The organism is Natrinema zhouii (genome assembly GCF_013456555.2).
GTDB lineage: Archaea > Halobacteriota > Halobacteria > Halobacteriales > Natrialbaceae > Natrinema > Natrinema zhouii.
In genome coordinates this window covers 14,023-33,826 of record NZ_CP084883.1, presented here as the reverse complement: position 1 = coordinate 33,826, position 19,804 = coordinate 14,023, and the positions used below count along the sequence as shown (strand labels likewise).

19 protein-coding genes are annotated in these 19,804 nt (G+C 60.2%); 12 read left to right on the top strand and 7 right to left on the bottom strand.

Annotated elements, in window-relative coordinates; all coding sequences use genetic code 11:
• Positions 1–76: 76 nt before the first annotated feature.
• A complete protein-coding gene (locus HYG81_RS40390; protein WP_226778208.1) occupies positions 77–1,000 on the bottom strand; it encodes a hypothetical protein in 924 nt (307 codons plus the stop codon).
• A 74-nt stretch (positions 1,001–1,074) separates the two neighbouring features.
• Positions 1,075–1,812: a DUF2270 domain-containing protein gene (locus tag HYG81_RS40385; RefSeq protein WP_226778207.1), complete on the bottom strand. Its 738-nt coding sequence runs from the start codon at positions 1,810–1,812 to the stop codon at positions 1,075–1,077.
• A 463-nt stretch (positions 1,813–2,275) separates the two neighbouring features.
• Between HYG81_RS40385 and HYG81_RS40380 the strand changes: the two genes are divergently transcribed.
• The 9 genes from HYG81_RS40380 (at position 2,276) to HYG81_RS40340 (ending at position 12,828) form a co-directional block, all read left to right on the top strand.
• Positions 2,276–3,712 carry an SLC13 family permease gene (locus HYG81_RS40380; protein ID WP_226778206.1) on the top strand — a complete coding sequence of 479 codons (1,437 nt, stop codon included), beginning with the start codon at positions 2,276–2,278 and terminating at the stop codon, positions 3,710–3,712.
• A 99-nt stretch (positions 3,713–3,811) separates the two neighbouring features.
• On the top strand, positions 3,812–4,462 hold the full coding sequence (locus tag HYG81_RS40375) for a helix-turn-helix domain-containing protein (RefSeq protein ID WP_226778205.1): 651 nt from the start codon (positions 3,812–3,814) through the stop codon (positions 4,460–4,462).
• A gap of 191 nt (positions 4,463–4,653) precedes the next feature.
• A complete protein-coding gene (locus HYG81_RS40370) occupies positions 4,654–6,495 on the top strand; it encodes an ABC transporter substrate-binding protein (protein WP_425607569.1) in 1,842 nt (613 codons plus the stop codon).
• 14 nt (positions 6,496–6,509) lie between these two features.
• The gene (locus HYG81_RS40365) at positions 6,510–6,695 is read left to right on the top strand and encodes a hypothetical protein (protein WP_226778203.1); all 186 of its coding nucleotides are present in this window, start codon (positions 6,510–6,512) and stop codon (positions 6,693–6,695) included.
• Positions 6,692–7,687: an ABC transporter permease gene (locus HYG81_RS40360; RefSeq protein ID WP_226778202.1), complete on the top strand. Its 996-nt coding sequence runs from the start codon at positions 6,692–6,694 to the stop codon at positions 7,685–7,687. Before HYG81_RS40365 ends, HYG81_RS40360 begins: the two co-directional genes overlap by 4 nt.
• Positions 7,684–8,604 carry an ABC transporter permease gene (locus HYG81_RS40355; protein ID WP_226778201.1) on the top strand — a complete coding sequence of 307 codons (921 nt, stop codon included), beginning with the start codon at positions 7,684–7,686 and terminating at the stop codon, positions 8,602–8,604. The genes HYG81_RS40360 and HYG81_RS40355 overlap by 4 nt, the downstream gene beginning before the upstream one ends.
• Positions 8,601–10,703 carry a dipeptide ABC transporter ATP-binding protein gene (locus HYG81_RS40350; RefSeq protein ID WP_226778200.1) on the top strand — a complete coding sequence of 701 codons (2,103 nt, stop codon included), beginning with the start codon at positions 8,601–8,603 and terminating at the stop codon, positions 10,701–10,703. Before HYG81_RS40355 ends, HYG81_RS40350 begins: the two co-directional genes overlap by 4 nt.
• A 6-nt stretch (positions 10,704–10,709) precedes the next feature.
• Complete coding sequence (locus tag HYG81_RS40345; RefSeq protein ID WP_226778199.1) at positions 10,710–12,065, top strand: hemolysin family protein; 1,356 nt, start codon at positions 10,710–10,712, stop codon at positions 12,063–12,065.
• Between the two features lie 142 nt (positions 12,066–12,207).
• Positions 12,208–12,828 (top strand): peptide-methionine (S)-S-oxide reductase MsrA, encoded by a 621-nt coding sequence (locus tag HYG81_RS40340; RefSeq protein ID WP_226778384.1) that lies wholly within the window; start codon positions 12,208–12,210, stop codon positions 12,826–12,828.
• A gap of 18 nt (positions 12,829–12,846) precedes the next feature.
• On the opposite strand, the gene HYG81_RS40335 is transcribed toward HYG81_RS40340, so the two are convergent.
• The 3 genes from HYG81_RS40335 to HYG81_RS40325 form a co-directional block, all read right to left on the bottom strand.
• Positions 12,847–13,683 (bottom strand): ABC transporter permease, encoded by an 837-nt coding sequence (locus HYG81_RS40335; RefSeq protein ID WP_226778198.1) that lies wholly within the window; start codon positions 13,681–13,683, stop codon positions 12,847–12,849.
• A complete protein-coding gene (locus HYG81_RS40330) occupies positions 13,680–14,810 on the bottom strand; it encodes an ATP-binding cassette domain-containing protein (RefSeq protein WP_425607565.1) in 1,131 nt (376 codons plus the stop codon). Before HYG81_RS40330 ends, HYG81_RS40335 begins: the two co-directional genes overlap by 4 nt.
• A 437-nt stretch (positions 14,811–15,247) precedes the next feature.
• On the bottom strand, positions 15,248–15,994 hold the full coding sequence (locus tag HYG81_RS40325; RefSeq protein ID WP_226778197.1) for a DUF8170 family protein: 747 nt from the start codon (positions 15,992–15,994) through the stop codon (positions 15,248–15,250).
• A 100-nt stretch (positions 15,995–16,094) separates the two neighbouring features.
• On the opposite strand from HYG81_RS40325, the gene HYG81_RS40320 reads away from it, so the two are divergent.
• The 3 genes from HYG81_RS40320 (at position 16,095) to HYG81_RS40310 (ending at position 18,427) form a co-directional block, all read left to right on the top strand.
• Positions 16,095–16,562: an ArsR family transcriptional regulator gene (locus HYG81_RS40320; RefSeq protein WP_226778196.1), complete on the top strand. Its 468-nt coding sequence runs from the start codon at positions 16,095–16,097 to the stop codon at positions 16,560–16,562.
• A 132-nt stretch (positions 16,563–16,694) separates the two neighbouring features.
• On the top strand, positions 16,695–18,131 hold the full coding sequence (locus HYG81_RS40315) for a lamin tail domain-containing protein (RefSeq protein ID WP_226778382.1): 1,437 nt from the start codon (positions 16,695–16,697) through the stop codon (positions 18,129–18,131).
• Positions 18,131–18,427 carry a DUF3006 domain-containing protein gene (locus HYG81_RS40310; protein WP_226778195.1) on the top strand — a complete coding sequence of 99 codons (297 nt, stop codon included), beginning with the start codon at positions 18,131–18,133 and terminating at the stop codon, positions 18,425–18,427. The genes HYG81_RS40315 and HYG81_RS40310 overlap by 1 nt, the downstream gene beginning before the upstream one ends.
• A gap of 118 nt (positions 18,428–18,545) precedes the next feature.
• Here HYG81_RS40310 and HYG81_RS40305 read toward each other — a convergent pair whose 3' ends face one another.
• Positions 18,546–18,818, bottom strand: coding sequence for a PadR family transcriptional regulator (locus HYG81_RS40305; protein WP_226778194.1), 273 nt, complete (start codon positions 18,816–18,818; stop codon positions 18,546–18,548).
• Positions 18,819–19,217: 399 nt separating this feature from the next.
• Positions 19,218–19,511, bottom strand: coding sequence for a PadR family transcriptional regulator (locus HYG81_RS40300; RefSeq protein WP_226778193.1), 294 nt, complete (start codon positions 19,509–19,511; stop codon positions 19,218–19,220).
• Between the last annotated feature and the right edge of the window lie 293 nt (positions 19,512–19,804).

The window sequence follows — 19,804 nt, the reverse complement described above, 5'->3', positions numbered from 1 at the left end:
CGACCAGCAAGCACTAAACGTATGACTTTGACATTCTCCCCGTACTGAAGGGCGAGGCTTGCGCTCAAAATTCACGTCATGACGACGTCGGCAAATCACGTCGCAGACTCTCGTACCGGACTGGATCGAGCATCGCGACGTACGTCGTTCCTTCGTAGGCGACGATCCAGTGACCTTCGCTATCGGTACTCGCGACCGGTTCGTGCTCGAAGAGCGTGTGGGCTACGCCTTCGAACGCCCCGTCGTCGGTCGAGGACGCGTAGTACCCGCGCTCGGCGACCGCCTCGTCGACGACGTCCCGTTCGTCATCGGAGAGGCCGGTGACGGCAAACCGATACCGTGATTCGAGGGTCTGGGCGTATTGCTCGTCACTCCCAAGCCGTTCGGCCAGGGTATACTCGTACGTCGTCACCGTCGTCTTGACCGGTTCGACCTCGACCCCCATCCGTTCGCCGTCGACCAGGAGAACGTCGAATGCCGGTTCGGGGATGAGGACGGAGGTCGCCTGTTCGTCCTCGGTGTAGGTTCGCTCGCCGCTGACGGCGTCGACGCTGGACCGCCGATCCGACAGAGCCGACTCGATCCACTCGACGTCGGCGGGCGGAAGCGTGTCGACCGACCGTTCGACCCCCTCGGTCGCGACGTCGAAATCGAGCAGGAGGTGATAATTGTTGCGCGTCTCGGTGGTCAGTTCGGTTCGGTCGAGTGCGACCACCTCGTCTTCGAAGCGAACCGGGTACGCGACCTGGAGCGGCGGGTGCTCGCCCGATGCGGTCGCCGATCCGGTTTCGAGGACCTCGGCGACGAGTTCGCGCATTTCGTCGATCCCGTCATCGTTCCCTCCATCGTTCGAGCGGACGTCGAACGTCGCTGGTTCGAGGATCTCATCCGTCGTGGCGTCAGACAGCCGCAGGACGCCGGTCGGTTCCATACTACACCCGGCGAACGCGGCACAGAGGCCAGTCGCGAGAGACACGAGGACGCGACGTCTGGAGGGCATCACCCGGGTAACGACGTGTCACTGACAAATACTTTCTGCTCATGTCATCGTTTCGTACGCCTAGTAGCAGAGCATCAGTTCCGCGACTCGTCTTTCGCGTCCGAATCCTTCCAGTCGCCTTCCTTTCCTTTGCGGAATTCGCCCTTCGCCTGGCGTTCTCGCGGCCACAGCGCGATCGCGAGCAGCGCCACGTAGAACGCGACGACGACCGCGATCACGACCGGTCCCTGGATTCGAGCGATCGCGGCGGTTTCGATCCAGTCTTCGCGCGGCGCGAACGCGGTCACTCTGAAGACCCACGCGACGAGGAGGACGCCGAGCAGCGCGAGATACACGCGCCGCAGGCGATTCGCGAGGGCCTCCTGCATCGATACTTTCACCGTGGGCTCACGGTAGTCCTGGCTCAATTCTACTCGCCAGTCGGTGTGTTCGACATCCCGTGACGGGTCGAGGGCAGTTGCGAGCAGATTCTCCTGAATCATCCGAACGCGCGCCCGAAAGACATCGTAGTCCCGGTATCGCCGCGCCTCAATGCCGAGGAAGACCGCGACGACCACGATTCCGATCAACAGGATATAGTGAGGGTTGTCGGGACTTGAGAACGCCCACGTCAGGATCGCCGCCATCACGGTCACCGCCCACGTCGTCGTCTGGTCGAGGCGCTGTCGCCACGTATCCACCCGGCCGAGTTCGCCCCGGTACGCGTGGGCCATCACCGATCCGAGGCCGGTGCTCTCGTCGACCATTTCGCGACCGATCTGCCGCTGTTCGGGCGTCGTCGGGTCGAACGTATCGTCGTTCGAATCTGCCATGCGCAACGGACACCGCCCCGTCTCATAAGCGAATGCGGCGCCGGCGTGAAACGTACCATGAGACGAGACCGAGTCCTCGGGGCTTGTCCCCGAGATACTTCACGAGGTTACTGGTTCGGACTAGTAACCTCAGCCCAGATAACGGTTAGTACGTCGAGACGTATGTGAGCCCATCGAGTCGCGTCGCCCCCACTCGTAGAGGGAGTCCTCTTCGACCGTCGGATGGAAGACGTGGTCCCGGTTCTCGAGATTGACCGATTAGGTCTTAGGAAGGGTCTCATGGCTCTATCAATTAAGAAACGTAAAATTCGTTACTTAAGAACCATCTGTCCGTCTCAAGTGATCGAGCGAACACCTCGAAACTTAACACCGAGACAGTTCACTTCGAGATCGCCGTATCCGAATCACAGTCTCGGCCGCGGTGTCACCAGATTCTTCAGCGAGAGCGGCGACGATGTCGATAATGGGAGATCGGTTCGGTATGCGGACAGGGTTGGAGACCGTGCTATTATCGCGGCAATCCCTCGGGCTACTCACGGCTACTGCCGTACTCGTTGCCGGTGCGACAGTCACCCCACCGGCGGCCCTCACCGTTGAGGGGCAACGTACACTGGCAGTTTTCCTGTCTACGCTCGTGCTGTGGCTAACTCGGCCCGTCCCGTACGTCGTCTCGAGTATTCTCAGCGTTACCTTGCTGTTCGTACTGGGAACCGTCAGTTCGTTCAGCGCGGCGACGACGGGTTTCACGTCGACACTCGTGTTCTTTTTGCTACTGCTTTTGTTGCTGGGTGACGCCACGACGAGTGTCGGTCTGGACCGACAGCTAGCGAAGCAATTACTGACCGCGGACAGTACGCCGCGCCGGGCGCTGCACTCCGTTGCGGGGAGCGTCCTCGCGCTGGCACTGGTGATGCCCTCTGCGATGGCCCGTGCGATAACGTTCATTCCCATCGTGAAGCGGCTCACGGCCGCGTTCGAACCGGAAGCCGACAACGGATTCGAAAGTGCAGCGTTTCTCATCCTCGGCCACGTCAACCCGATCGCGTCGATGGCGTTGATGACCGGTGGCGGAATGGCGTTGGTTACCTCCGAAATCGTCGCGACTTCGGTGCAGCCCATAACGTGGGTCGACTGGGCCGTGTTGATGCTTCCACCGACGATTCTCCTCTACACGGTGGCAGCGCTCTGTGCGGGCCTGTTTGCGATGGACGACGAGGAGATGACCAGCGGTACGAAAAACAACGCGCGACTGGAACCGGACGGCAACGGGACGACCTCACTGACTCGCGAACAACGTCTCGTCGGAATCGTCCTCTCCGGAGCCGTCATAAGCTGGATCGTCGGCTCGTTTGTCGGACTTCCGACGGTTCTGCCGGCCGTCGCGGCGGTCGTCGTGCTCTCGCTTCCGTCCGTAGGCATCATCACGGCCGAGGACATCGCGGATGTGAGCTGGGGGATCATCTTCCTCATCGGCGCGATGTTATCGATTCTGGATGTCATGGAGGAAACCGGCTCGATTACGGCAGTCATCGACGTACTCACGCGATGGATTCCGTTTGCGGCGCTCGCCCACTGGCAGATCGTCGTCGTGCTGATAGCCATCGCCGTCGGCATCCGCGTCATGTTTTCGACCGGCTCGGCAGCGATCGTCGTTGCACTCCCGATCGTCCTCGAGTTTGCGAGTGTCTTCGGTATCGACCGACTGTTTCTCGCACTCGCCGTGTTGCTGGTCGTCGGCTCGACGACGATCCTTCCGTTCAATACGACGGCAGTACTGGTGTCGATGGATCGCGGGCCGCTGTCACACCGCGATGTCGCCTCGTTCGGCCTCGTGACGATGGGACTTTCTCTCGGTGTTGCCGCCGTCTCGTGGCTCGTCTACTGGCCGCTGGTGACTTGACCGGGATAAGCGTGACCTATATATAACCGGGTCGGACTCTTCCCTGTAGGAGGGTCCCCAATTCTACGCGTCGAGTTCACGACTGTGCCGACGGGCGTGATGGCAACGCTCCATCGAGAGCTGGACGACGTCCGGAGTATCGAACTCGACAACGCGTTCTACGTCGAAGACGGGACGTGGATCGAGTCGCTGACCGTCGCGTCGAACACCGAGTTCGACCCCGAAACCGTCCTCGAGGACATTTCCGGCGTCTCGCTGTTCTACGGTAGCGAGATTCCAACCGCGTCCGACGAACTCGAGATCCGTCGACTCGCCATTCTGGCGAACGAGTCGTATCCATACATTCTGAGTCTGATCCTGCGTCAGGAAGCGATTCCGAACCGCATCGTCCTCCAGAACGGTGTCTTCGAAGTCGTGGCGACCACGCGGGACTGGGATCAGTTCCGTTCGATGGCCGACGAGATCCAAGAGACCCTCGGCGAGTTCGAACTGTTATCAGTTACTCAGAACGAGGAGCCCGGTGAACCGCTGGATAGCGGACGATTAACGGAGGTCCTCGTCTCGAAACTCACCGACGACCAGTTAGCAGTGCTCGAGACGGCATATACCCACGGCTATTTCGACGTTCCGCGGGAAGCCTCGGAGACGGACCTCGCCGACGAACTCGATGTCACTCAGTCGACTGTCAACGAGCGGCTCCGGACCGCCGAGCGAACATTGCTCGAACTCATCTACGGTCCTCGCGAGTGACAACGATCGAAGTCGGTTTCGAACGCAAACGGCTCCGATTTCCTGCCCCGATTTAAAGTACGATAGCTATCGACCGCTATTGGGAGTAGAACGAACCTAGTTACCCCGTAACGTGGGAGTGGATGACGCCGAAAGAAAATAATGACAGTTCAGTCGCTGGGGCTGGCGACCGACTCACACGACGTGGCTACATCGCCACGGCTGCCGCGGCGCTTGGAACGAGCGCACTCGCAGGCTGTAGCAGCAGTCGTGGCGAGAGTCTCGAGCCGGACGTGCCCGATGGCGTCCCGGAGACCGTCGAGACACAGTACTGGCGGGAGTGGGAGACCATCGATGCCGAGTCACCGCCATTGGACTACAGCGCGACGGCCGGTTCGGTGCTCGACCGGTTACCCATCGAGTTCTCGAGCGAGGACGACCCGTGGATGCGCGAGCACGCGTTGATGGTCCAGCGCGGTCTCAACGATCTCGGCATCGTCGCCAGGCTCAACGATCGCCCGCTGAACCAGCTCTACGCCCAGAGCTGGTCGACGAAAGGGCTCGAGGCGGTTATTTCGATGAGTACGCACGGCCCTGACCCACAGCGGGGACTCGATCCGAACCCGCTGTTGATGCGCCGGAGCGAGGGATCGCTCTCGAACTACGATAACTACTATCACCCGGAGCTGCAGGAACTCCTCACCGAACAGGAACAGACGACCGATCGAGCCGAACGCGAGGAGCTCGTCGATCGGGCACAGGAGATCTTCGCCGAGGACGTCGGGGCGCTCATCACGCTCTTCCCGAACATCATCACGGCAGTGAACACGGACCGGTGGAGCGGCTACGTGAAGACGCCGGGGAACGGCCCGACGATGGACTCGTTCGTTTGGACCGAAGTCAACCTCCAACCCGAAACGGACAGCCGAACGTACGTCAAGGGCGTCACTACGTCGATGAACTCGCTGAACCTGGCGTGGGCCGCCGGTGGCGCGGAGGCCAATCGACTTACGTTCATCTACGACGGTCTTTTCGACGCGACGCCCGACCTCGACGTAGTCCCTGCGCTCGCGACTGACGGCGGCTTCGTCGACGATACGACCGTCGAACTCTCCCTTCGCGAAGGCATCGAGTGGCACGATGGCGAGCCGTTCACCGCCGAGGACGTGAAGTTCACCGTCGAACTGTACGATGAATACGCCTCCACGAGCCAGGTGCCGTTCTACGAGCCGATCGAGTCGGTCGAGGTACTCGGGGATCACGAGGTACGGTTCAATCTGGCGAACCCCGATGCCTCGTTCATGACCCAGCGGGTCGTCCGGAGCGTCATCCTCCCGAAACACCGGTGGGAAGACATCGATAACCCGTCTCAACATAATCCGGATGCCCCAGTCGGAACCGGCCCCTTCCAGTTCGAGAATTGGGAACAGGGGACCCGGTTTGAGGCCTCTCGTAACGACGGCCACTGGATGTTCGATGACGACTGGCGGGCCGACGCGCTAGGTGATCAGGCTGAGCGCGGCCCCGGCATCGACAACGTCATCTGGATCAACGTGAGCAATATCGACGCACTGATCGGCTCGCTCCAGAGCGGTTCGATCGACGCTATCGGGACGAACCTCTCGACCCTGCAGGCCGACCGCGCGGCCAATACCAGCGGTATCGAGAAGATGTCGGCCGGGAGCTATGCGCCGCTGGACGGGAAGCTCATGTTCTCCTGTCCGCTGATTCGGGACAAGGAGTTCCGCGTCGCACTGGCGAAAGCGACCGACTCGCAGGGATTCGTCGATGACTTTCTGCAAGGTCAGGGGACGGTGCCGGCCGGCGAGAACCCGATCTCGTCGCTCACTCAGTGGCACAACTCCGAGACGACCGACTACAGCTACGACGTCGAAGAGGCACGGACGATCCTCGAGCAGGCGGGCTACACCTGGGACGGCGATGACAACCTTCGATTCCCCAACGGCGACGCCTGGGGTGCGTTCGTCGAACGTCTCCAGCCCGAGAACACCCACAAGCGGCGTTCGGATCTCGATCAGCCCGACTTCTCATGAACAGACGGAAACCAATGCACCACACCACCGACCTGCTCCCGCGAACCCGACGGGAACGAAACCGACCGGAGACGAATCGGCACCTCGCCCCCGCCATCGCTCGGGCTGAGAGCGCGTTACTCGCCTGCTACGAGTCAGCCGGCGCGACGACACGGGCAGCGACCAACACTACGACCACCCGCCCGGAGGGGAACCGATGACGAAGTTCCAGCGGTTCCTGCTCAAGCGGCTCGCGATCTCCGTCCTGCTGACGGTGATCGCGGTCTCGGTAATCTTCGTCGTCCTGCGGCTCCTGCCGGGGAGCCCCTTCGAGGCCCTCGTCACTTCGGGGAACCTCAATCAGGAGCAGATCGATGAGATCCGGGCGATGTACGGGCTCGACCAGTCGATATGGACACAGTACGTCAACTACCTGTGGAGCCTGCTGACCTTCCAGTTCGGCTACTCTATCCTGCGAAGCCAGCCGGTCTGGGACGTCCTCGAGCCGCGGCTGATCAACTCGCTGATCCTGCTGATTCCGGCGCTGGTGACGACGGCGATCCTGAGTTCGCTTCTGGGGATGTACGCCGGCTGGAACCGCGGGAGCCGCCTCGAGAAGTTCAGTATCGTCTCGACGACGCTGCTCCGCTCGACGCCGGTGTTCATCACGGCGATCTTCTTCATCATCGTCTTCGCGTACAACCTGGAGATCGTTCCCGCGCTCGGGATGCGATCGATCAGGGCGACGCCGGACGGCTACCTCGAGACGTTTCTCTCGCTGGACTTCCTCCATCACTATCTCTTGCCGTTCACCGTCGCCGTCCTCTACTACAGCGGCGACTTCCTGCTGCTCGCTCGCAACGGCGTCATCGAAAAGCGGGGCTCGGAGTTCCTTAAACTCCATCGAGCGAAGGGGCTCTCGGAGATGCAGCAACTGGCTCGCGCGGGCCGGAACTCGATGCTGCCCATTCTGACGTACTTCACCCTCCGTCTCGGTATGATCTTCCAAGGGCTCATCCTGCTCGAGGTCGTCTTCAGTTGGCCGGGCATCGGCCGTGAGCTCGTGTTGGCCATCCAGCAACAGGACTATCCGCTGGTGCAAGCCGCCGTCTTCATCATGGCGCTGGCGGTCATCCTCGCGAACCTCGCTGCGGACGTCCTCTACGCGTACTTCGATCCGACCGTTTCGACGAACGGAGGTGGCTCCGCATGAGTATCGAAACGAAACCCAAGGCAGAGTTGTACAAGCGCGTCGACGCACTGTGGACGCTCGTCCGCGACCAGTTCGCGTTCCTGCGACGGGACCCGCTGGCGTTCGCCGGCATGCTCGTCGTCGCGGCGTTCGTGTTCCTCGGACTGTTCGGGCCGTTCCTGGCCCCCCACGATCCGATCGAACACACCGTTCGCGGCGACACCGGCTCCGTGCTCCGACTCTCGGCGCCGGGCGTGGACGCCTACTTCGGGACGACGGCCTACGGGAAGGACGTGCTGAGTCAGTTCCTCGCCGGCGCACGGCCGACGCTCATCGTCGGCCTGTTCGGCGGCCTGGGGACGGGCGCGCTCGGCTTCACCGTCGGCGTCGTCAGCGGCTACTACGGCGGCTGGGTCGACGAACTCCTGATGCGGCTGACCGACTTGACGTTCTCGCTGCCGTTCATGCCGATGGCGCTGCTACTGCTGACGTTCATGACGCCGAACATCTGGCTGATCACGGCGATCATCGCCGGCTTCCTCTGGAAGATGCCGGCCCGGGTCGTCCGCTCCGAGGTGCTGTCGGTCCGCGAGCGAACGTTCGTCAAGTCCGCTCGAGCCAGCGGCGCGAGCGACCTGCGGACGATGCTGTACCACGTCGCACCGAACGTGTTGCCGATCGGCTTCCTCTACACCGCGTACGGCGTCGCCTGGGCGATCGCGGCGCAGGCGAGCCTCGCGTTCCTCGGCTTCGGCGATCCGACGATGACCAGCTGGGGACGAATGCTCCGGCAGGTGTTCGCGTCGGGGAACATGCGCGTCGCGTGGTGGTGGGTGCTTCCGCCGGCCATCGGTATCGCTGCGATAACCACCTCGGTGTTCCTCATCGGACGGGCCTACGAGGAAGTCATTAATCCCGAAATTCAGACCAACCAATGACGCTACTCAACGTCGAAGATCTCAAAGTCACGTACGCGACCGACGACGAACCAGTCCACGCCGTCAACGACGTCTCGTTCAGTATCGACGAGGGGGTCAACTACGGCCTCGCCGGGGAATCCGGTTCCGGGAAGTCCACCGTCGCGGAGGCACTGCTCGGTCTGCTCCCGAACAACGGGGCCGTCGAGAGCGGTACTATCGAATTCAACGGAACGGACCTCACGTCGCTTTCCGAGGCTGAGCGCCGGGACATCCTCTGGGAGGACATCGCCTATATCCCACAGAGCGCGATGGACTCGCTGGACCCCGTGATGACGACCGGCGACCAGATCGCACAGGCGATCCACACTCACCGTAACGTCACGGAGACAAAGGCGTACGACCGCGTCCGCGAACTGTTCGTGATCGTCGGCCTCGACCCGGACCGAATCGACGACTACCCCCACGAGTTCTCCGGCGGGATGCGCCAGCGGGTCACCATCGCGATGGCGCTGGCCCTCGAGCCGGACCTCATCATCGCCGACGAGCCGACGACCGGACTGGACGTTATCGTCCAAGACAAGATCATCGACAAGATCTTGGAGATTCAAGAGCGGATGGACAGCTCTCTGCTGTTGATCACCCACGAGATCGGCGTCATCGCCGAGACCTGCGACGAGTTGTCCATCCTCTACGGCGGGAAGGTGATGGAGCAGGGCAGCGTCGACAACGTGCTGGTCAATCCGACTAACCCCTACACGATGGGGCTGAAGAACTCCTTCCCGGAGATCGACGAGAACGAGGACCCCGTTGCGATCCCTGGCTCGCCGCCGAACTTGAATCGGGAGCCGACGGCCTGCGTCTTCGAGGACAGGTGTCCGTTCGCCACGGATGAGTGCGGGGAATCCCACCCGGAGCTGGTCGATCTCCCCAACCGAAACCACCGGTCGGCCTGCCACCGCGTCAAGGAGGCGGCCCAGCTCCGGCGGGACGCGGACGAGCCGGAGACGTGGGACATCCCCGACGATGGAAACCCCGAGTCCGACCGCGGCGAAGTCATCCTCGAGACGGGCGATCTCGAGAAGCACTACGAGCAGAGCCAGCCGCTGTTGAGCAAGTTCCGCGGCGAAGATCCGGATCACGTGAAGGCAGTCGACGGCGTCTCGCTGTCCGTCCGTCGCTCGGAGGTACTCGGCGTCGCCGGCGAGAGTGGCTGCGGGAAGTCGACGCTCGGCGAGACCATGGCGCTCCTCGAGGATCCGACGGGCGGTGAGATGACGTTCGACGGAGAGCCCTACGAGTACTATCGGGACGGCAATCTCCAGGAGTTCCGGCGGAAGGTCCAGATCATCTTTCAGGACCCGTTCGACTCGCTCAATCCTCGCCAGACCGTCCGCAAACTCGTCGGCGAGCCGCTGACGATCCACGATTACCGCACCGACGAGAAGGAGCAGGCCATTATCGAGACGCTCGAGAAGGTCGGGCTGACACCCGCCGAGAAGATTCTCGATAACTACCCCCACGAACTCTCCGGCGGGCAGCGCCAGCGCGTGGCGGTCGCCAAGGCGCTCGTGCTGGACCCGGACTTCCTGATCTGCGATGAACCGGCATCGATGCTGGACGTTTCGCTGAAGGTCAACCTGCTGAACCTGCTGCGGGGGCTCGCCGATACCGAGGATATCGGGATCGTCTATATCTCACACGACCTCGCAAGCCTGACGCAAGTCTCGGACCGACTGGCCATCATGTACCTCGGCCGGATCATCGAGGAGGGCGACGTCGACCGCATCGCGAACCAGCCCAAGCATCCCTACACCTCGTCGCTGCTCTCGGCTGCGCCGGAGAAGGACCCGACTGCCGATCGAACTCGCGTCCTGCTCGAGGGAGAGCCGCCGGACCCGGTCGATCTCCCGTCAGGTTGTACGTTCGCCCCGCGATGTCCGAAGGCCCAAGAATCGTGCCGGGAGGCCGAACCGGCCATCGGCGAGGCCGGGGACGAGAGCCATCAGGCGGCGTGTTACTTCCCGGACGGTGAAGAAGAGCCGGCCGTGTCAGACACGTCGGTGATAGACGAGACCGAGTTCCCTGGGTCCGCGAACACCGACTCAGTAGGTGACTAAAATTCCATGTTCGGCCTCGAGATAATCGTCGCGCTGAACGCCGTCGGCGGCGTCGATCTCCCGGCGAATCTCGTGGCCGCCGTTGGAGTCGGGACGCTCCTCGTGTTGCTGGTGCTATCGGGGTTCTTCTCCTCGGCGGAGATCGCGATGTTCTCGCTGGCCCAGCACCGAATCGAGGCGCTCGTCGAGGACGGCTCGCCCGGTGCCGATATCGTACAGGCGCTGAAAGCCGACCCCCACCGACTACTGGTGACAATACTCGTCGGGAACAACCTGGTCAACATCGCGATGTCGTCGATCGCGACCGGGCTGCTCGCGATGTACATCGGGCAGGGCCAGGCAGTGTTGGCGGCGACGTTTGGCGTGACGGCCATCGTCTTGCTGTTCGGTGAGAGCGCTCCGAAGTCCTACGCCATCGAGAACACGGAATCGTGGGCGCTTACCGTCGCTCGGCCGCTGCAGGTCTCGAAATACGCACTCTATCCGCTGGTGGTCACGTTCGACAGGCTGACCCGCATCGTCAATAGCCTGAGCGGCGGCGGTACCGCTGTCGAGTCATCGTACGTGACCCGCGAGGAAATACGGAACCTGATATGCACTGGTGAAAGCGAGGGAATCATCGAGGCCGACGAGCGCGAAATGCTCCAGCGGGTGTTCCGGTTCAACGACACTATCGCGAAAGAGGTGATGACGCCGCGGTTAGACGTCACCGGCGTCCCTCGAACATCGACGGTCGACGACGCCGTCGAGAAATGCGTCGAGAACGGTCACACCCGCCTGCCAGTGTACGAGGGAGGGCTCGACACCGTCGTCGGCGTCGTCGCACTCGGTGATCTCGTCCGTGACCACCAGTACGGCGAACCGGTTGGCGACAGCTCGCTCGAGCCCCATATCAAGGAAACGCTGCACGTCCCGGAGAGCAAGCAAATCGACGACCTGTTCCGTGAGATGCGTCACGAGCGCGTCGAGCAGGTCGTCATTATCGACGAGTTCGGGACGACCGAAGGGATCGTCACGACCGAGGATATCGTCGAAGCGGTCGTCGGAGAGATACTCGATACAGAGGAAGAAGAACCTATTGAGACCGTCGATGACCGGACAATCCAAGTCGACGGAGAGGTGAACATCGAATCCGTTAACGACGTTATTGACGTCGAGTTCCCGGAGGGAGAGGAGTTCGAGACGATCGCCGGTTTGCTCTTCAATCGCGCCGGGCGGCTGGTCGAACCGGGGGAGACGTTCACATACGACGGCGTCGATCTGACCGTTGAACGCGTTGACAACACTCGAATCAAGCGCGTGCGTATCACCGAACCCGATCCGCCAATGACCGACGATTCCGGTGTAACCGCCTCGAGTTAGCGTTTCGGTCCGTGACTACTTTTCGTTCGATATACCCGCCACGACTGACCGATTAGCCTCGAGACGACCCAGTGACTGAGACACTGTTAACTGAGTGTGGCCCAAGTCTCCAAGTACGTTGATCATACCTCGGCGGCCCTCAATAATGCTCACTCCGACAGTCATTACAGATTTCGATAGGCAGGTGCCAGAAGACACGAAGACGGCGACGTTCGGGCTCGGCTGTTTCTGGGGCCCTGATGCAGCGTTCGGCGCGTTGGACGGCGTCGTGCGGACGCGGGTCGGGTACGCTGGTGGGACGAAACCTGACCCATCATACGAGATCATCGGAGATCACACAGAAGTCGTCCAGCTCGAGTACGACCCCGAGCAACTCTCGTTCAGTGAGTTGCTCGATCGTGCGTTCGACGAACACCACCCCTACCAGCAGTCCGGGAAACGCCAGTATCAGCAGATACTCTTCACCGAGACTGCTGAGCAATACAGCCAGTTGCTAGCGTATCTAGACGACAGTGAGTTCAGTCGAGAGCGAATCAATACGCGTCTCGAGGAACTCGACCAATTTCACATCGCGGAAGACTACCACCAGAAGTTCAACCTTCGAGGAAAACGGTGGATCACCGATGCGTTCGCCGAGGCAGACTACGATGACAGTGCGATCAGAGAGTCCCCAGCAGCGGCGAAACTGAACGCCCACGTTGCAGGCCACGATGTGAGTGTGCCCTTCGTCAAACAGACCTACGAGCCACGGTCTGAACAGTAGCTCATCTCCCTGATCCCTCTAGGTTTCGTTGCGGAATAGGTACATCGTGAGCGGCCCAAATACGGCGACGAATGCCGCAGACATGAACAACACGACGCCGACTTCTCCGGCCGTTGCGGTCCCGTGCATCAACCCTCGCATCGAGATGACGAGGTGACTGAAGGGGTTCACGTTGACGAACGCCTCGAGCCAGCCGGGCATCGTTTCCGGGTCGACGAACACGTTGCTGACGAACGTGAGCGGGAACATGACCATCATGCTCACGCCCATGAGCGATTCGGGGCTTCGCATGACGAACCCGAGGGCGGTCCAGATCCACGAGAGACTGAACGAGAACACCAGCAAGAGTGCGACTGCCGACAGTACGCCGACGACCCCGCCAGCCGGCCGGAAACCCAACACCAGCCCGAGGACGATGACGATCGTCGAGGCGAGCGTGTATCGCACAGCGTCGCCGAGCAGGGCACCGACGATGACGGAGGGCTGCCAGACCGGGAGCGTTCGAAACCGATCGAAGACGCCCTCGTCGATGTCGTCGTTCAGCGTAACGCCGGTGTAGATGGTGGTGAACACCACCGTCATGGCGAGAATCCCCGGCAGGAGCTCCTGCAGATAGACATTCGTCGATCCAGCGAGCGCCCCGCCGAACAGGTAAGTAAACATCAGCAAGAACATGATCGGGAAGACGGTGACGTCGAACAGCTGCTCAGGGACGTGCTTGATCTTCAACAGCGCTCGCCAGCCGAACGTGAGCGAGGCGGAGATGGCGTTCGCTCGCGGCGGCCGTGGTTGATCCGACACCGCCGAACGGAGGACGTCGACGTCCGGCTCGGTGGCCGTGCTCTCGTCGCTCATCGGGACCCCTCTTCGGAGACCGCGCCGTCATGAGCCGGCTGATCGGTCAGGGCGAGGAAGACCTCGTCGAGACTCGGCTGTCCGAGCGCGAAGTGCGTGACCTCGATGTCGGCTCGAGACAGCTCCACGAACGCGTGGGCGATACGGTCGGTGTCGGTGACTCGAGCCGACAGTGCCGTCGGATCGGACTCGAGATCGACGGGAACGTCGAGGACCTGGGTCAGCGCCCATCTGACCTCCTCGCGCTGGTCGGGATCGCGCACGCGGACGTTCAGGACGTCCGACCCGATCGAGGATTTGGGTTCGTCCGGCGTGCCTTCGGCAATTATCCGTCCGTCGTCGATGACAGCGATTCGGTCGGCGAGCTGGTCCGCTTCGTCTAGATACTGCGTGGTTAGCAACACCGTAGTCCCGTTAGCGACTAGCGCCTGAATGATCTCCCAGACCTGAGACCGGTTCCGGGGGTCGAGTCCGGTAGTCGGTTCGTCAAGGAACAGCAACTCCGGCGTGACGACGATGCTCGCCGCGATGTCGAGTCGGCGCCGCATCCCGCCCGAGTACGTCTTCACCTGTCGTGAGGCCGCGTCGGCCAGCCCGAAGGCCTCGAGAAGGTTGGTTGCCCGCGTTTTGGCCTGTCCTCGAGCGTAGCCGAGCAATCGAGCCAGTAAGACGAGGTTCTCGCGACCCGTGAGGTCCTCGTCCACCGACGCGAACTGACCGGTCATGCTCACGCGGCTGCGCACATCGTCGGCATCGCTCACCACGTCGTGGCCGAAGACTCGAGCTGTGCCCGCGTCGGGGCGCAGCAGCGTTGCGAGCATGCGAATTGTCGTGGTTTTGCCGGCGCCGTTGGGCCCGAGGAGGCCGTAGATGCCGCCCGCGGGAATCGCCAGATCGACCCCGTCGACGGCTTTCGTGTCTCCGAAGTGTTTGACGAGCCCGTCGGTTTCGATCGCGCGGGCAGTGTTATCGTTGCCAGTCTCGTTACCCCTCGTTTCGACGGTTCGATCGAGATCATTGTCCATTACCGAGGAGTCCGTCCGGCTCGTTTCTGTCGAGAGCGGCTCCTCGAGGACCGACAGTCCCCAGAGATCGTCGGCACCGATCGCTGACTGATGCTCCATCATTCGTTCACCACCACAGGGACAGATCGTGGTCGATAGCGAGCGATGTAACGCACTACAGAAGTCTGGATCAGGCTACTCGTTGTCATACTTTGCTCCTCACTCTAGTATAGGTCTCTCGAGCACATATACTCGATCCAGGTGCGGCGTGAAAGTAGTCTCGAGGGGTTCTGAGATGGCCGAAATTCCGGGATACCGGCCGTGTCGAATCACTTTCACTCGTAATGTCGTCGAAATCGATTTGACTGTAGTGAACTATCCCGGTCTACTCGCTCCCTTCGGTCGCTTTCACCCCGAAAATGCGCATTGACCGCTTCCATAACTCGTGGGTGGGCAGTTAGGAGAGCGTCCGCGAGTGGTTTGAACCTTTTCTGAAGGTCGGAAGAGACGGAGATGTTGGTACCGAAGATACGTTAAGAGCGTCGTATCTTCGGAACTGATCACGGTACGTTCGACAGTTGTTCTTCGAGTTCCTCTGTGGTAGTCCACGAAAAACATTGGTCCAGTGCTTCGAGGTGGACGAGTGAGTCGGTGATTACACCGCTATACGACGGCGTGCGACCGCCGAGTTCGGCCTCCAGATACGAGTCGAGATCCTGCATTGAGATGTTCAGTCCGTGATCACGAGCGCGTTCAGCGAGCGCATCCAGCTCTCCGTCGAGATCATCAGCATGATATGCCAGCTCAACGGACCGAGCAAGTACCGCGTCTTCTGTTGGGAGCAGAGACTCGTCATCATAGTGTTCCTCTTGCGCCCGAGGAAAAAGATACGCGCGATCAAGCAGCGTCGGGCGTTCGATGCGTCCAAACTCGGCGACCGCTCCACCGGTGTCGTGTTCAAGGATCAGCGGAATCGAATCCGCGTAGAGGGCGTGGATGAAAAATTTCACTTTGAGGTCAGGAATGTCATCCGACACATTGAGGTCAGGCTGTGTGGCGAGCAGGTACGCGTAGGCATCGTGACGATGGTTTAGTACGTCAAGCGCCTCGTCAAGCCGATACTTGAATGGGGATTCGTAACTACCTAGAACGAAATACGTCGAATGCGGGCCGAAGAGGTGTTCGTGTCGCTCTCGCATATACGAGAGGAGTCGTTCGCTATCTACTGGATCGAGTTCTAATCCGTAGAGAACGTCGTTCAGGATGAAGTCTGTGAGTTCTTCAGTATTCTCCGGTATCTTCGTCATACTAACCAATGTGGAAATATATCCTAATAACCATACTGGTCTAACTTAGGGAAGTCTACCCCGGGTGCTTATGTGATCCGGAATCGTACGTTCGGGTAACATGGCCGATGTCTCCGCACACTCCAAACCCGACCACGAGGAAAACCCCTTGGAGCGGCAGCGAGAGTTGATGGAGTTGCTGTCACAGGAAACCCGTCACAGCATCATTCAGACGCTTCTGGGCCACCCAGAACTCCTTGCGTCAGCGGATGAAATCAATCATTTCATCCCGAGTAAATCGAAAAAGACGGTGGAAGAGCAACTGGACGTGCTCGTTGAAGCGGACGTCCTTGGGATCTACGAGTTCCCCCCAAACAAGGAAAAGCGCGGCTTGCCGTGGAAATTCTACGGCTTTACCGAGTACGGTGTCGGCATCCTCGGGGACTTCAATTATCTCAAGGGCGTTCCGATGACGCGAGCCGTCCACCAGAAAACACGGAAGCCTGAGAAGATTGAACGGCATGAAACAGCCCCACGACCGCCCCTCCCAGAATCAGTCCAGACGGCGTTCCGGCTCGACGAAGAATAACGAAGATCGCCTGCAACGGGGAGGATTCTTTATGTCAGTTCGAGGACCTACTTCCCGAGGATTCTCTGATTTTAACGAACGTGGCAGTCAGAATGACGGCCACATCTATGCGGCTCCGTCCTGTTAGGACTCATAATGCGGAACCGTCTCGTCAGTGTACTCGCCGTAATCGTCCTCGTCACTCTCGCAGGGTGTGGTGGAGCGATTAGTGATGGGGCCACGACACCAAACGAAACGACAGGGACGACACCTGACTCCCCGAGTGAACCACGAAACGAACTACCAGCGAATTCGAACGGAACGCTGTCGGTCAATTACATCAATATCGGCCAGGGCTCGAGTACGTTGATCGTCGGACCGACGAACGAGACGATGCTCATCGATTCGGGAGACTGGTCCGACGACGGCGAAGACGTACTCGCCTATCTCAGGAAGCACGACATCGATCGAATCGACTACCTCGTGACGACACACGCCGATGCGGATCACATCGGCGGCCACGAGGCCGTGATCGACTACTTCGAGACGGAAGGAGACGGAGTTGGGACAGTGTACGACCCAGGGATCACGTCGACGTCCCAGACTTACCAAGGGTATCTGGACGCGATCGAGGAACACAACGTAACGTTGTACGAGACACGTGCAGGTGATCGGATTCCGTTCGAGGGAGTCGAAACGGAGGTACTCGCGCCGCCTGAGGGGTATCTCGCGAACGGTGATAGAAATGAGAACAGTATCGTCGTTCGTCTCGGCTTCGGTCAGTCGAATTTCGTGCTCCCCGGAGACGGAGCGACGGCCAGTGAGCGATTCCTCGTCGACGAATACGGGGCGACCCTCAATGCGACCGTCCTGAGTGCGGGCCATCACGGGAGTCGATCGAGTTCGGGAAGCGAGTTCCTCGACGTCACCGACCCACGCATCGCCGTCATCTCGAGTGCATACGACTCCCAGTACGGTCACCCACACGACGAGGTCCTCAAGCGGTTTTCCCAGCGGACCATTCGCACCTACTGGACGGCAACGCACGGGAACGTACAGCTGACCAGCAACGGATCCGCAATCGCAGTCGCGACCCAGTACGAGGCACCAACTGCGCCGCTCGAACTTCGAAATGGAGAACCGATGGAACCCAATGTTGGTGACGCCCTCCAGAAGCGTACAGTCATACCGGTAGACGAGTCGGCCGCCGTACCCGATGGCGGAACAACCGACGAACCGACAGAGCCGACAGACCAGGAGGGCACACTGTCGGTCGTCACGATCCACGAGGACGCCTCAGGGAACGACAACGACAACCTGAACGACGAGTATCTCGTCTTCGAAAACACGGGTGACCAACCGCTCGAGCTCGGTGGCTGGTCGGTCGCTGATGCGGCGGATCACACGTACACGTTCCCGAGTGGAGTCACGCTCGATCCGGGTGCACGGGTCACTCTTCACACTGGTAGCGGAACGGATTCGTCGAGTGATCTCTATTGGGACTTCGGTCGCGCAGTCTGGAACAACGGCGGTGATACCGTTGTCGTGCGAAACGACAGTGGGACAATCGTCCTTCAGGAGGAGTACTAATGCCGAGTGACGGAACATATGAGGCGGTCGTGGATCGGTTTGAGGACAGCCTCGCGGTGGTACTGCTCGAGGACGATGACGAAACGATCGGCGAAGTAATCGTCGAGCGAGAGCGGCTCCCCGAAGATGGCCGTCACGCCGGTGCAGTAGTGAGCGTCGAACTTGAGGACGAGGAAGTAGTCGATATCACGTACGAGGAACGCGAGACGGTGAATCGATCTGCGCGGGCCCAGCGGCGATTTGACGAACTCTCTCAGCGGCCACCAAGAAGAGAGGACGATTCGGACACGTCCTGACCTTCGGTAGCAGCTCATCTGGTGTTACGGTGGATTCAGTACGTACCAGTTCGGTTCGCTCGCCGAGAAAGGGACCACTGTTTTCGAGACAGCGGGTGATCCACAACAGCACCAGTTGCTAATCGACGTACTGTGACTTCCACTCTTGTCGCTCCTTGAGCGCTTGCTCGCCGGCTTCTGTAATCGTGTAATAGTTCGTTCTCCGATCGAGTTGGCCTTTTTCGACGAGTTCTTTGTTGACGATCGTATCGAGATTCGGATACAGTCGTCCGTGATTGATCTCGTCACTGTAGTACTGTTCGATCTCTTCTTTGACATCCTGTCCGGACGGTTGATCAGCACCCGCGATTACGTACAGGAGGTCCCGCTGAAACCCTGTGAGGTCGTCCATATCACAGGCGTTCAATTGTCGTGATGTTTGTTATCCACCGTCAACAGCCGTCTGCTGATGCAACTAGCAATCCCTTCGTAATCCGGCGTGTCTTCACTGACAAGACTACAGAAAACTGGCAGGTGTTGGTTACGGGCCGACCTTGTAACCGTCTCTCTCGACGTAGTAGTCCAAACTGAGTGAGCAAACCAGCAAACCTACTCGAGTTACTCGGAGCGAACAATCCCTCTTCCAGGGTCCGTGAGTGGATCACAGCTGCGTACGCTGTCCGTTATACCACGTACTGAGCTCGAGTATCGGCGAAAGCCGACGAGGCTGAGATTGCGCCGATTCAACGCTGTAGACCGACGTTACGACTCACATGCACCGAGTACGTCGAGTAGTCTATTGCTACTCCCCTCACGCTGATTCTGAGAGTAACTCGTCGACGTACTGGTCTTCCCACTCCCGACGCGCCTCGAGCTCACGGCGGCCACGAGCCGTGATCGTGTAGTAATTCGTCCGGCGATCGACTTCGCCTTTCTCGACGAGGCCTTTGTCGACGACCTCGTCGAGGTTCGGATAGAGCCGTCCGTGATGGATCTCTTTCTCGTAGTACTTCTCGAGTTCGTCTTTGATCGCGAGTCCGTGTGGTTCCTCCTGTCCGGCGATCGTGTACAACAGGTCACGCTGGAAGCCAGTTAGATCGTGCATATTTGAATTTCACTTTATCAGTAGATAAGGTTCCCGAAAAGAGTTGAAGAAGAGAATAGAAAACGTGTTTCGCTGAATTGAGGTGCGAAACTCCCTTCTGCAGCGAGCGTCGACGAAGGGAAGACATGAGCAGGAAGGGGATACAGCATCCCCAGAAATCAGAGATTTCTGGTGTGCGAACGAGACGCTTCGCGTCTCGTCAACGCCGCACAGTTCTCGGACACTGTTCGGTGGCATGGTCTCCTCGCCCCCGTCAAACAGGCCATCCGAGAGACAGCGGTCGGATTCGATGA